Source organism: Pseudomonas sp. ADAK21 (genome assembly GCF_012935735.1).
GTDB lineage: Bacteria > Pseudomonadota > Gammaproteobacteria > Pseudomonadales > Pseudomonadaceae > Aquipseudomonas > Aquipseudomonas proteolytica.
Genome location: NZ_CP052857.1, coordinates 5,903,839 through 5,919,012 on the forward strand (window position 1 = coordinate 5,903,839; position 15,174 = coordinate 5,919,012).

A 15,174-nucleotide genomic window follows, 5' to 3' on the forward strand; every position below is an offset into this window, starting at 1 on the left:
GCATCCCGGTCCAGCAGATCGAAGACATCTATCCGTTGTCGCCCATGCAAGAAGGCTTGCTGGTGCACACGTTGCTGGAAAAAAACTCCGGCATTTACTTCATGCAAGAGTGCTACACCATTAAGGAAACGCTGGACTATCCACGCTTCGAGGCGGCCTGGCAGCAAGTGGTGCAGCGCTATGAAGCGATTCGGGCGTCATTCCTGTGGAATACCGGCGGCACGCTGCTGCAAATCATCCACAAAAACAGCAGCGTGCAGGTCGAACGGCTGGACTTGAGCCATGTGCCAATGGACCGGGTGCAAGCGCAAATTGAACACCTCCTCAAGGTAGAGCGTGAAGCCGGCTTCGATCTCGCCTTACAGCCGCCGATCCGCTTCAAGCTGATCCTGCTGGCCGACCAGTCCCACCGGTTTGTCATGAGTAACCACCATATCCTGCTGGATGCCTGGTGCCGCTCGTTACTGATGTCGGACTTCTTCGAGATCTACCACGCCATGTTGGCAGGCAAACCCTGCGAGCTAGCCACACCCTACCGCTTCCGCGACTTTATCCAATGGTTGCAGCAACAGGATCGCACTGCCGCCACGACGTTCTGGCAAGACCAACTGGCGGGCCTGGAGCACACCACATCACTGCCGGTAGATCATCTGCAAGTGGCTGCGCACTCGGTGTCGGTGATTGGCGACAATTACACCTGGCTCAGCCAGGAAGACAGTACCGCGCTGCAAGAAGCCGCCACGCGCTACCACCTCACCCTCAACACCTTCGTCCAGGCGGCCTGGGCCTTGACCCTGCATAACCACAGTCGCTCGCGGGACGTGGTATTTGGTGTCACCGTTTCCGGCCGCCCAGCGCATATTCCCGAGATGCAAAATACGGTGGGGCTGTTTATCAACAGCGTACCGTTGCGGATCGCTATCCCCACACCGGACAGCCAACTCAGCACCCTCGCCTGGCTGCAAAGCATCCTGCACAAGAACGTATCGCTGCGTGAATATGACTACCTGCCTCTGGTCAACATTCAGGAATGCAGCGAGATTCTCAAAGGCCAGCCGCTTTTCAACAGCCTGTTCGTCTACGAAAACGCGCCGATGGAAGACTCCGTTGGCCAGGACGCGCAGGACATGGGGGTGATCTCCGAGTCCTCGAGGACCCACACCAACTACCCGGTGACCGTGGTGGTGTACCCCAGCGACAAGGTTGGCCTGCACCTGTCCTACGACACGCGCTTCTTTGAACGCTCGACCATGGACAGCCTGCTGGAGGAGTTCAAGCAATGGTTGGTCGCCCTGCGTCATCACCTGCACCAGCCGTTAGCCCAGATCACGCTGCTTGATCCGGCACGCCAGGGCGAGTGGGTACTTGAACATAACCAATCGCAGGTACCCCACGACCTGCAGCGCTCGTTCGTCGAACAGTTCGAGCAACAGGTCGATGCTGGCCCACAACGTGTGGCAGCCGTATGCCAGGACCGCAGTTGGACCTACGAGCAACTTGACCGCCATGCCAATAGCCTCGGCCACGGTTTGATCGAGCATGGCGTAGGGCTGGATCAGACCGTGGCGTTGCTGGCCGATCGCGACCTGGAACTGTTGGCAATGATTGTCGGCACCTTCAAGGCCGGTGCAGGCTACCTGCCGCTGGATCCGAGCCACCCTGGCGAACGGATCAAGAACATCCTGCACTTGAGCAAGGCACCGCTGCTGGTCTGCACCGCCAAGTACCGTGAACACGCGCAAACGCTACTTGCCGAGCTGGCCGCGAGCGCTCCCGGTCACACCGTAGGCCTGCTGGTCTGGGAGGATCTGCCACCCGCGCACACCAACCAACAACGTCCTGGGCGCTACAGCGGCCCGAACAACCTTGCGTATGTGATTTTCACCTCCGGTTCTACCGGGCAACCCAAAGGGGTCATGGTCGAACAGGCCGGCATGCTCAATAACCAACTGAGCAAAGTGCCTTACTTGCAATTGACAGAACAGGACATCATTGCGCAGACGGCGTCCCAGTCGTTCGACATTTCTGTCTGGCAGTTCCTCACCGCGCTGCTGTGCGGCGCCAGGGTGTGTATTTTTGCCGACGATATTTCGAAAAATCCACAGGCCCTGCTCAAGCACGTTGAAGAGCAACACATCACTGTGCTGGAAATTGTCCCGGCGCTGATCCAGGCGCTGCTGACCGAACAACACAGCGACCTTCCCGACCTGCGCTGGCTGCTGCCGACGGGCGAGGCGCTACCGGCAGAAACCGCCGCCGACTGGCTGGCACGTTACCCGCAGATCAAGCTGATCAACGCCTACGGCCCGGCCGAGTGTTCTGATGATGTGGCGTTCTACGACATCGACCCTGCCTCGACTCAACGCACCTACATCCCGATCGGTTACCCAACCGACAACAATCGCCTGTATGTGCTGGACGACGACCTCTCGCCAATCCCCACTGGTGCCACGGGTGAAATCTGTATCGCCGGCGTCGGCGTCGGGCGCGGTTACTGTGGCGACCCGGTGCGTACCGCTACCAGCTTTGTGCCCAACCCGTTTGCCCTGGTACCGGGCGAGCGTCTGTACAAGAGCGGGGACTTGGCCCGCCGGCGCAAGGAGGACGCCGCCCTGGAGTATCTGGGACGTGTCGACCAGCAAGTGAAAATCCATGGTTTCCGCATCGAACTAGGGGAAATCGAGGCGCAAATCGCGCTGTTCCCTGGGGTTCGAGAAGCGGCAGTACTGGTGGGCGAGAACCCCCTGGGCAAGCAGTTGATTGCCTACCTGACCCTGGAAGAAGGCCACGATCACTCGGGTATCGATGCCCTGCGGGCGTTCCTCAAGGCGCGCCTGCCGGCCTACATGATTCCTGCCCAGGTGCACCTGTTGGAGCAAATGCCGCGCAACCCCAACGGCAAGCTCGACCGCAAGGCCCTGGCCACGGTGGACGTGCAAAGCGCAGCCCAGGAGCACCGCGAACCGCAAAGTGGTTTGCAAACCGACATTGCCGCTATCTGGCGCGCCGTACTGAAGACCCAGCGCATTGGCCTGGATGACAACTTCTTTGCCCTTGGCGGCAACTCGTTGCTGGCGACACAAGTGACCTCCCGCGTGCATTTGAACCTGGGGATCGAGGTGCCACTGGCGGCGATTTTCGAAAGTGCCTCGCTGGAAGACTACGCACGCCGCATCGAGCCCGCTGGCGAACAAACCCCTGATGACTCATTGAATGATCTGTTTGATCTGCTCGATGTGCTGGAGACCCAATAAATGCAAGCCAATGCCCTGAACGACTTGATTGATCGTTTTATCAAGTTGCCAGTTACCCAGCGCAAAACCCTTTATGAACAAATGAGTGCCAAGGGCATGAGCTTGTCACGCTTGCCGATACCACAAACCCGGCATGCGTTCGCGCACATACCCCTGTCGTTTGCCCAGGAGCGCCAGTGGTTTCTCTGGTTGCTGGACCCTGCCAGCGCCGCCTATAACCTGCCGACGGCACTACGCCTGCGCGGCCCGCTGGATATCGATGCGCTACAGCGCAGCTTCGATACCCTGATCGAGCGGCACCAGAGCCTGCGCACCCGGTTTGTCGAAGAGCCGCAAGGCGTGATGCAGGTGATCGAGCCCCGGAGCGGCCTGATCCTGGAGGTCACGGGTGAAAATGGCGCCACTGATGGCTTCATCAAGGACTTCGTCGAGCACCATAGCCGTCAACCGTTCGACTTGCGCAACGATCAGTTGCTGCGGGTGAAATTGCTGCGCATGGCCGACGACGATCATGTGCTGCTGCTGGTCCAACACCATATCGTCTCGGATGACTGGTCGATGCACATGATGGTCCAGGAGTTGGTGCAGCTATACGGTGCCTATTCCCAGGGCCTGTCCGTCGAGCTGGAAGCATTGCCGATTCAATACACCGACTACTCGATCTGGCAGCGCCGCTGGATGGAGGCTGGGGAAAGTGAACGCCAGCTGGCTTACTGGACGGGTCAACTGGGCGGCGAACAACCGGTCCTGGAGTTACCCACTGATCGTTCGCGACCTGCCGTGCAGAGCTATCGTGGGGCAAACATCACGGTCACGGTTCCCCCGGCGCTGGCACAAAAACTCAAGCAGCTTGCCCAGCAGAGCAATGTGACGCTGTTCATGCTACTGCTTGCCTCGTTCCAGGCACTTTTGCACCATTACAGCCGCCAGGCCGACATTCGTGTCGGCGTGCCCGTGGCCAATCGTAACCGGGTAGAAACCGAGCGTTTGCTGGGCTTTTTTGTTAACACCCAAGTGCTCAGGGCGCGCTTCGATGAACCGCTGTCCTTCAGCGAACTGTTGGCACAGGTCAAGCAAACCGCGCTAGAGGCCCAAGCCCACCAGGACCTGCCCTTCGAACAACTGGTCGAAGCCCTCCAGCCGGAACGTAACCTGAGCCACAACCCGTTGTTCCAGGTGATGTTCAACCACCTCAGCGAACACCAGAGCGCGGCTGCCGACCGACCCTCATCGCCTTCGGTCTTACATGTCGAGAGCCTGAGCAGGGAGCACCATACCGCGCAATTCGACCTGACCCTCAACACCTTTGAATCAGCACAGGGGCTGTCTGCAACGCTGAACTACGCCACCGACCTGTTTGACGCCAGCACTATTGACCGCCTTGGGAAACATTGGCTGAACTTGCTGGAACGCTGTATTGCAGCGCCGCAGCAGCCAATCGACACCTTATCTTTACTCAGCGACGCCGAACAGCAAGGTCTATTTGGCTGGAACCAGACCGGTAAGGCCTATCCCCTTGAGCGTTGTATCCACCATTGGATCGAACAGCAAGTCGAGCGTGCTCCCGACGCGATAGCGCTGATTTTCGGCGAGCAGCGACTGACCTATACCCAGCTCAACCAGCAGGCCAATGCGTTGGCATATCGCCTGATAGACCATGGCGTAGGTCCGGACGGGCTGGTGGGCATTGCGCTCGACCGCAGCCTGGAAATGGTCGTTGGCCTGCTGGCCATCCTCAAGGCTGGCGGCGCCTATGTGCCACTGGATCCTGAATATCCAAGCGACCGCCTGGCCTACATGATGCAGGACAGCAACATTACCTTGTTGCTCAGCCAACGGGCCGTACTTGATACCCTGCCAGTCCCTGCAAACGTTCGCACACTGTGCCTGGATGAACCGGCTCCGGACACGTATGCCAGCAACAATCCCGCGGTTTGCCTTGACCCGCAAAACCTGGCCTATGTGATCTACACCTCCGGCTCGACAGGTAAGCCCAAAGGTGCGGCCAACCGGCATTGCGCACTGGTCAATCGCCTGTGCTGGATGCAACAGGCGTATGGCCTCACGGCGCAAGATACGGTACTGCAAAAAACCCCGTTCAGTTTTGACGTGTCAGTCTGGGAGTTTTTCTGGCCACTGATGACCGGCGCTCGTCTGGCTATTGCCAAGCCTGGCGACCATCGTGACCCGGCCCGACTGGTCGAGTTGATCAGTCAGCATCAGGTCACCACCCTGCACTTCGTACCGTCGATGCTTCAAGTATTCCTGGCCGATGCGCAGGTGTCCCGATGCAGCGGCTTGCAACGTATCGTGTGCAGCGGCGAGGCACTGTCCGTCGATGCCCAGCGACAGGTGTTCGCCAAATTACCGAACGCGAGGCTTTACAACCTCTACGGCCCGACCGAAGCGGCCATCGACGTGACCCATTGGACCTGTCGTGAAGAGGCGCGCAGCAGCGTACCTATCGGCCAGCCCATCGCCAACCTCAGCACGTGGGTTCTCAATGCAGAGCTGACGCTCGTGCCGCCTGGAGTGATCGGCGAGCTGTACCTCGGTGGCGAAGGCCTTGCCCGGGGTTACCACCAGCGACCGGCGCTGACTGCCGAACGCTTTGTAGCAAGCCCCTACGCCAAAGGCGAACGCCTTTACCGCACCGGCGACCTGGCGCGCCAGCGTCCTGATGGGGTTATCGAGTACGTCGGACGTATCGACCATCAAGTGAAAATTCGCGGTTTGCGCATCGAACTGGGTGAAATCGAGGCACAGTTGCTGGCGCAAAACGAAGTGCATGAAGCGGCCGTGCTGGCCGTTGACACTGCCACTGGCTTGCAGTTGGTCGGGTACATCGTTCCCGCTTCGGACAGCGACTCCACGGCCCTGCGCGACATACTCAAAGCTCGTCTCAAGACGCATCTGCCGGACTATATGGTGCCAGCGCATTGGCTCTTTCTCGATCAATTACCTTTGAGTCCAAACGGAAAGCTGGAGCGCAAGGCATTGCCAAAACCTGACGTTAGTCAGCTACAAAAAACCTATGTCGCGCCCAATAGCCTTTTGCAACAGCAAATAGCGGCGATCTGGCAGGACGTACTGAAAGTCGAGCCCATTGGTCTTGAAGATCACTTCTTTGAACTGGGCGGACATTCTCTGCTGGTCGTAAGCGTGGTCTCGCGCCTGCAACTGGAGCTGGGCATGCAGTTGACGCCACAGTTGATATTCCAACACCCGACCCTGGGCGCGTTTGCCGCCCAGCTTGAGCAGCAGGCGGGCCCCGTCAGCGCGCAGAAGCTGGACAAGCTCGAAGCCCTGCTCGATGACATGGAGGCGTTCTGATGGATAAGGCTGTCGCTGCCCGCATTGCCCGGCGGTTCATCACCCTGCCCCTGGACAAGCGCAAGCTGTACCTGGAAAAAATGTTGGCGGAAGGTGTTTCTCCCGCCAACCTGCCGATCCCCGAAGTGCAATCGGCTTTCGAATCAATCCCCCTGTCTTTCGCTCAGGAACGCCAGTGGGTGCTCTGGCAACTGGATCCCGGCAGCGCTGCCTATAACATTCCTACCGCCCTGCGCCTCAGGGGCCCGCTGGACGTTGCTGTATTGGAGCAAAGCTTCAATGCCTTGATCGCTCGCCACCAGACGCTGCGTACTACATTTGCCTCTGGCGAAGAGCGACCACTGCAAGTCATTCACCTGGACATGCCGCTGCAGATTCAACAAAGCACCGTCACTGCATTCGACGAAACCACGATCAAGACGTTTATCCAGGCCCAGGCTTACCAACCATTTGACTTGCAGGAAGGCCCACTGCTGCGTGTCGCGTTGCGGCAACTGGGCGACGACGATCATGTGCTGGTGCTGACCCAGCACCATATCGTCTCCGATGACTGGTCGATGCAGGTGATGGTCAAAGAGTTGATCGCTCTGTACTCCGCCTTCCAGCAGGGTCTGCCAAACGCATTACCTGAACTGGCAATCCAGTATGCCGACTACGCCATCTGGCAGCGTAACTGGATGGAAGCGGGAGAAAGCGAGCGTCAACTGAACTATTGGAAAGACCAATTGGGCGGCGACCAACCCGTCCTGGAGTTGCCCTTCGATCATCCAAGACCCGCTGTGCAGAGCTTCCGGGGCGCGAATATCAAGGTCACGCTTCCGGCAGCGCTGGAGCAGAAGCTCAAGCAGCTTGCCCAGCAACACAGCGTGACCTTGTTCATGTTGTTGCTCGCTTCGTTCCAGGCCCTGCTGCACCGCTACAGTCATCAGGCCGACATTCGGGTGGGTGTGCCCGTAGCCAACCGCAATCGGGTCGAAACCGAGCGTTTACTGGGTTTCTTCGTCAACACTCAAGTGCTCAGGGCGCGCTTCGATGAACCGCTGTCGTTCAGCGATCTGCTGGCCCAGGTCAAGCAAACCGCATTGGATGCCCAGGCCCACCAGGACTTGCCCTTCGAACAACTGGTCGAGGCCCTGCAACCGGAGCGCAACCTGAGCGTCAACCCGCTTTTCCAAGTGATGTACAACCACCTCAGTGAGCATCAGGAAACTGCACCCACTCAAGGATTTTCGCCGTCCTCGTTACACATCGAAGGTATGACATGGGGCAGTCGCACCTCTCAATTTGACCTGACCCTCAACACCTTCGAATCGACGCAAGGGCTTTCGGCAACCCTGAACTATGCCAGCGACCTGTTTGAGGCGAGCACCATTGAACGCCTCGGGCAGCATTGGTTGAACCTGCTTGAGCGTTGCATCGCCGCGCCACACTTGCCTATTGCAAGTCTTTCGTTACTAAGCGGGGCTGAACAACAACAGATCTTGCGCGATTGGAATAACACCTCCTCCCCCTACCCCCATGAGCGTTGCACTCACCAGTGGATCGAGCAACAAGTGGAGCGTAGCCCCGATGCCGTGGCCCTGATCCATGGTCTTACAACCCTGAGCTATCGCGAACTGGACGCCCGAGCAAACCAACTGGCCCACAAGTTGATCGAACTCGGCGTCGGCCCCGAAGTTCGGGTTGGCGTGGCCATGGAGCGTTCCGAGGCGCTGATCGTGGCCTTGCTCGGTGTGTTCAAGGCCGGCGGCGCCTACGTGCCGCTGGATCCCGAGTACCCTGCCGATCGCGTTGCCTACATGCTCGAAGACAGTCGCGCACAGGTCCTATTGACTGAAACCAAGCTACTCGCCGATCTGCCCGACACAGGCGCAAACGTGTTGCTGATGGATCAACTGACTGACTACCCGCAAACCGCACCGAACACTCAGGTCACCCCAGACAACCTGGCCTACGTGATCTACACCTCCGGCTCCACCGGCAACCCCAAGGGTGTGGCGATTGCTCATCGCAATGTGCTGGCGCTGATCCATTGGTCGCAGCAAGTCTATAGTCGTGAGGACATCCAGGGCGTGCTGGCCTCCACTTCGGTGTGCTTCGACCTGTCGGTCTGGGAAATCTTCGTCACCCTGGCCAATGGCGGCTCAATCGTCCTTGCACGCAATGCCCTGGAGCTGCCGGAATTGCCGGGGCGGGAACAGGTCCGCCTGATAAATACCGTTCCATCGGCGATCAATGCCCTGCAGCGAGCCGGACAAATCCCTGACAGCGTGCGCATCATCAACCTGGCCGGCGAACCGCTGAAGCAGTCGCTGGTGGACAGCCTCTACCAACAAGCCACGATCAAGCACATCTTCGATCTTTACGGCCCGTCCGAAGACACCACCTACTCTACCTGGACTCGCCGCGAGGGCGGCGGGCAGGCCAATATTGGCCGGCCATTGCACAACACTCAAAGCTATCTGCTCGATGCCGACCTGCAACCGGTACCAACCGGGGTGGCGGCCGAACTGCACTTGGCAGGTGCAGGGATTACCCGAGGCTATCTCGGGCGCGCAGCCATGACTGCGGAAAAATATGTACCCAACCCGTTCTCCACTACGGGTGAACGGTTGTACCGCACCGGCGACCTGACCCGCTATGGCGACGATGGCGTCATTAAGTACGTCGGGCGCATTGACCACCAAGTAAAAATCCGTGGATTCCGTATCGAGTTGGGTGAAATCGAAGCTCGCCTATTAGCGCAAGAAAGCATTCGCGAAGCCGTGGTACTGGCCCTGACAGTCACCGACAACCTGCAACTGGTCGCTTATGCCACCACCACTGGCCCCCTTGACAATGAGGCTGCACAAGCGCAACTGCGTGACACCCTCAAACGCCAACTCAAGGAAACCCTGCCTGAGTACATGGTGCCCAGCCACTGGGTGTTCCTGGCCAACCTGCCTCTGACCCCCAACGGCAAACTCGATCGCCAGGCCCTACCCTCGCCAGATGTCAGCCAGGCCCTGCACACGTATGTAGCACCGCAAAACGATCTGCAACAGCGCATCGCCAGTATTTGGCAGGAAGTGCTCAAGCTGGAAAAAATCGGCCTGAACGACAATTTTTTCGAGCTGGGCGGCGACTCGATCATCTCCATCCAGGTGGTCAGCCGCGCGCGTCAGGCAGGCATCCACTTCACCCCCAAGGAACTGTTCCAGCACCAGACGATCCAGGGCCTGGCCAGCGTGGCGAAAAATCACGGCCAGGGCCTCGCAATCGATCAAGGGCCGGTCAAAGGCATGGCACCGTTGCTGCCGATCCAACAACTGTTCTTCGACACCGACATCCCCGAACGTCACCACTGGAACCAGTCGGTCCTGCTCAAACCCGCCACCGTCCTCGACCCTCAGTTGCTGGAGCAGGCCCTCGACGCCCTGATCCAGCACCACGATGCCCTGCGCCTGAGCTTCACCCAGGCGGAACATGGCTGGCACTCCGAATACCGCCCGAGCACGGCCTCGGTGCTATGGCAAACCCGGATTGACGACGCTACGCAATTGCAATCTTTGGGTGACGAAGCCCAATACAGCCTGAACCTGCAAGAAGGGCCGCTGCTACGAGCGGTACTGGTAAGCCTGAACGACGGTAGCCAGCGCCTGTTGCTGGCGATCCATCATCTGGTGGTCGATGGCGTGTCCTGGCGCATCCTGTTCGATGATCTGCAAAGTACCTACCGCCAACTGCACGCCGGCCAGGCTATCGCGCTGCCGGAGAAGACCAGTGCCTACAAAACCTGGGGCGAAAAGTTGCAAGCCTACAGTCGGCATGACGTTGTGCAACAGGAACTGGCCTATTGGGAGCAGCAACTGGACGCCACCAGTCACGATCTGCCTCAGGCCAACCCTAAAGGCAGCCAGCGGCATAGTCAGGCGACAACCGTCAATGTCCAACTGAGCAAAGCCCTGACCCAACAGCTGCTGCAGGTAGCACCCGCTGCCTACCGCACGCAGATCAACGACCTGCTTCTGACAGCCCTGACTCGCGCTGTCAGCCAATGGACCACCCGTGACAACGTACTGATCCAACTGGAAAGCCATGGCCGCGAAGCACTGTTCGACGATATCGACCTGACCCGCACGGTGGGCTGGTTTACCAGCCTGTACCCGGTCAAGTTGACCGCCCATTCTGACCTTGGTGACGCCATCAAACAGGTCAAGGAGCAACTACGGGCCATCCCGAACAAAGGTATTGGCTTTGGCGTCCTACGCTACCTGGGCGACACTCAGGCTCAGGCACGCCTGGGTGCATTACCGATGCCGCGCATTACCTTCAACTACCTGGGCCAGTTCGATGCCAGTTTCGATAACACCCAAGGTGCGCTGTTTTCCCCATCGGGCGAAGCACAGGGTGCTGAAAAGAACAATGAAGCCCCACTGGATAACTGGCTGACCATCAACAGCCAGGTCTACAACAATCAGCTAAGCATGGGCTGGATCTTCAGCCACGACGTGTTCCCTGTCGAAGTTATCCAGACCCTCGCCAACAGTTGCCTGCAAGCACTGGAACAGCTAATTGCCTACTGCTGCGATACCCGTCATCAAGGCGCCACGCCGTCTGACTTCCCGTTGGCCAGGTTGAACCAGGCACAACTGGATACGCTGACTATCCCGGTACAACAGATCGAGGACATCTACCCACTCTCGCCGATGCAGCAAGGCATGATGTTCCACACCCTTGAAGCGTCAGAGTCTGCGGCTTACATCAATCAGACGGCAGTACCGGTCAGTGGTCTGGATATCGCGCGTTTTGCCGCCGCCTGGAATGCAGTGATCGAGCGCCATGAGATTCTGCGTACCGTCTTCTGGGCCGCCAGCCATCTGAATGAGCCGCTGCAACTGGTGTTCAAAGCCGCCGTCCTGCCCCTACGGGTTCTTGATTGGGAGGAGCGGGACGTCTGCGCGCAAGATCTGCAAGAACAGGTCGAAGCCGACAGTCGCGAAGGCTTCGACTTGCTCTGCGCGCCCCTGATGCGTCTGACGCTGGTCAAACTGGCGGCCGAAAAGCTCTACCTGATTTGGACTAACCACCACATTCTGCTAGACGGCTGGAGCAGCTCACGCCTGCTCGCGGAAGTGTTCGAAGTCTACAACGGCAAGTCCCGGGCCCCCAAGCGCGGCAAGTACCGCGACTACATTGCATGGCTCCAAGCTCAACCGCAGGCGTCGCTAGAGGCCTTCTGGAAGCACAAGCTACAAGGACTGAATGGCCCGACCGTGCTTGCCAATAGCCTGTCGCCCCGTCCTGACCAGAACAACGACGGTCATCAGGCGCTTTACCTAAACTGGGACGCGCAACAAACCCTGCGTTTGAAAGATCAGGCACAGCGTCTGCGCGTAACTCCCAACACCCTGATCCAAGCGACCTGGCTACTGTTGCTACAACGCTATACCGGCCAAGACAGCGTGTGCTTTGGCAGCACCGTCGCAGGCCGGCCACCAGGTCTTGCGGCCGCGGACGAAATACTGGGGTTGTTTATCAACACCTTACCGATCATCCAGACCCCACAACCTCAGCAGACTGTGGCCGACTGGTTGCTCGAGCTGCAAACCTACAACGTGGAAGTACGCGATCACGAGCACGCATCGCTGGCCGATGTGCAACGCTGGTCTGGCCTAGGTGGCCAGGCGCTGTTCGACAGCATCATCGTGTTCGAAAACTATCCGGTGGACGAGCGCCTGCAAGAAGCCGAACAAGATCAGCTCAGATTCGGTGAAACCAAGAGCCAGGACGTCACCACCTTCGCCATGGACCTGGCGGTCAACCTTGGTAATCGCCTGACCGTCGAGTTCATGTACCTGCGCAACCGCTTCACCGTCGAGGCTGTTGAGCAAATACGCCGTAGCTTTGAAACCCTGTTGCTGGCCATGCTGGGCGACCCCGCGGCGTCCCTGGGCAGCCTGTCCACGCTGAGTGCAGAAGAGCAACGGACATTGCGGCAACGCAATCAACTGACAACCGAACCCCATGGCCAACAACTTCTGGCGCAACAGATTCGCCTGCATGCCCACAGCAATCCCGATGCTGTGGCCGTGGCCTGCGAACACAACCGGCTGACCTACGGTCAACTTGAGCAACGCGCCAATCGCCTGGCTCATCACCTGATCGCTCAGGGGATAGGAGCGGAGAGCTTCGTTGGCGTTGCACTGGAGCGCTCGGTGGACGTAGTTGTAGCCTTCTACGCCGTGATGAAGACCGGCGGCGCTTACGTCCCGCTGGATATCGATTACCCAGAAGACCGGGTGAAGTGGATTGTCGAGGACTCGGCCATGGGGGTGCTGCTAACCCAAAGCCAGCTGCGCGAACGCTTCGACCAGCCCTGGGCGCCCACGCTTATCGAGCTCGACACCCTGTCACTGGCAACGCAGCCTGATAGCTGCCCGGTACCGCTGATAGATGCCGACAACCTCGCCTACCTGATCTACACCTCCGGCTCCACCGGCAAACCCAAGGGCGTGGCGGTCAGTCACGGGCAGATCCGCATGCACTGCCAGGCTATCGGTCAACGCTATGAAATGGATAGCACCACCCGTGAGCTGTTGTTCATGTCGTTTGCCTTCGACGGGGCCCAGGAGCGCTGGCTCAGCACCTTGGCCCACGGCGGCCAGTTAGTGGTGCGCGGCAACCGCCTATGGACTCCCGAGGAGACCTGGCACGCCTTGCATGCACACCAGATCAGCATCGCCTGCTTCCCACCGGCCTATCTGCAACAACTGGCGGAGTACGCCCGTGATTGCGGCAAGGCGCCGCCTGCTGTGCGCATTTACTGCTTTGGCGGGGATGCGGTGGCCGACGCCAACTTTGAGCTGGTCAAGCAGGCCCTCAAGCCTGCCTTTTTGACCAATGGCTATGGACCTACCGAAACCGTGGTGACGCCACTGCTGTGGAAAGTCTCCGCCAATGAGACCTGCGGTGCGGTGTATGCACCGATTGGGACACGCGTTGGCGAGCGCACATTGTATGTCCTCGACGAACACCTCAATCCTTTGCCCGAGGGTACAGCCGGTGAGTTGTACATTGGTGGAGAGGGCGTAGCCCGAGGTTACCATCAGCGTCCAGGGTTGACGGCCGAACGGTTTGTCGTAGACCCATTTGCCGCCGACGGCTCACGTCTTTACCGTACCGGCGATCTGGTGCGTCAGCGACCTGACGGAGTAATTGACTACCTGGGTCGCCTGGACAACCAGGTGAAAATTCGTGGATTCCGCATCGAACTCGGCGAAATCGAATCCAGACTGCGAGATATTCCAGGGGTGCAGGATGCGGTGGTTGTCGCCCGCGAGACAGGGGCCAGCAAACAACTGATCGGCTATGTCGTGACCCCGACCGAAGAGGCACTTGCAGAGCGACTGCGTGGCCTTCTCCAGGCTGATCTGCCGGACTACATGGTGCCCGCACAGATCATCCGCATGGTCGCATTGCCGCTTAATCCCAACGGCAAAATCGACCGTAAGGCCCTACCTGATCCTGACTTCAAGGGCCGTGAATTCGTGGCCCCGCGCAATGCCGTGGAGCGTGCCTTGGCAACCATCTGGCAACAAGTGCTGGAGCTGGAAACCGTGGGTGTGACTGACAACTTCTTCGAGCTGGGTGGCGATTCGCTGCGCATCCTCAAAGTTCTATCCAAAGTGCGTAACCAACCTGAACTGGGGCTTGAACTGAAACTGCGGGACATGATCGGCAAGCCAACCATTGCCGAACTGTCAGGCTTTGCCCCGGCTACCGACATGGATCCTTTGTTGCTGCTCAATAGCCGCTTGCCCCATGCCCAACCCCTATTTTGTCTGCATGCCGGCTTTGGCACAGTGTTCGACTACGATACCCTCGCCCGCGGCCTGGAAGGCAAACGCAGCGTCTATGGCCTGCAATGCCGGATGCTGCTCGACCGTGACTGGCAGGATGAGTCGCTGGCGTCCATGGCTATCGACTATGCCCAGTACATCCGCCAGAAACAGGCTCTAGGGCCTTATCAACTGGTCGGTTGGTCACTGGGGGGAACCCTCGCGGTACTGGTGGCTCATGAACTGGAAAAGCAGGGCCAGGAAGTAGAGTTCCTGGGACTGGTCGATAGCTTTATCCCGTCTGCCACCCCTGTTGCTGCCGATTTGGGTTGGGGCGATGACTTACGTGGTTTCCTCGCGGTGATCTTCGGTCAATCCACCGAGCACCTGCCTGTAGTGGAACTGCCCGCCGACAGTCCCCAAGCGGTGCTGGAGCAACTGATCGCGGATATTCGTCAACAAGTCGCCGGCACTTCAGCGTTCAGCGATATCAGTGTTGAGGAATTGGCCCACACATTTAGGGTCGCGATGAAGCTCAAGGCACTGTCCCTGGGACTGACAGCGTTGCCCCAGACACGTGCCGCGGCCAGTTGCTGGTGGGCCTGCGACGCCCATACGCCGGACTTTACCAACCCGGTGCCGGGCAGCGTACTGGACGAGCGGATCGCCGCCGGACATTACCAGATGCTCAACAACAGCCAGTTGCTGCACAGCCTGCTCCTGCAATTGATGCAGTGTGAAGCGGTGACCGGTTAAACCTACTGCCG

At 59.0% G+C, this 15,174-nt stretch carries 2 protein-coding genes and 2 pseudogenes; all 4 read left to right on the forward strand.

All coding sequences use genetic code 11. From position 1 onward, the window contains the following. Nucleotides 1-32 precede the first annotated feature (32 nt). A pseudogene (locus HKK57_RS27475) lies at nt 33-2,915 on the forward strand (amino acid adenylation domain-containing protein); the annotation flags it as partial. Nucleotides 2,916-2,999: 84 nt separating this feature from the next. Further along, nucleotides 3,000-3,254, forward strand: a pseudogene (locus HKK57_RS27480) (phosphopantetheine-binding protein); the annotation flags it as partial. Next, nucleotides 3,255-6,587, forward strand: coding sequence for a non-ribosomal peptide synthetase (locus HKK57_RS26535; RefSeq protein ID WP_050492768.1), 3,333 nt, complete (start codon nt 3,255-3,257; stop codon nt 6,585-6,587). It abuts the pseudogene before it with no gap. Beyond that, a complete protein-coding gene (locus tag HKK57_RS26540; RefSeq protein WP_169391138.1) occupies nt 6,587-15,163 on the forward strand; it encodes a non-ribosomal peptide synthetase in 8,577 nt (2,858 codons plus the stop codon). The genes HKK57_RS26535 and HKK57_RS26540 overlap by 1 nt, the downstream gene beginning before the upstream one ends. The last annotated feature ends 11 nt before the right edge of the window (nt 15,164-15,174 follow it).

Bases quoted from the DNA above. Each gene is read 5' to 3' on its own strand.
- HKK57_RS26540 (WP_169391138.1), top strand. From the start codon at position 6,587: ATGGATAAGGCTGTCGCTGCCCGCATTGCCCGGCGGTTCATCACCCTG.
- HKK57_RS26535 (WP_050492768.1), top strand. From the start codon at position 3,255: ATGCAAGCCAATGCCCTGAACGACTTGATTGATCGTTTTATCAAGTTG.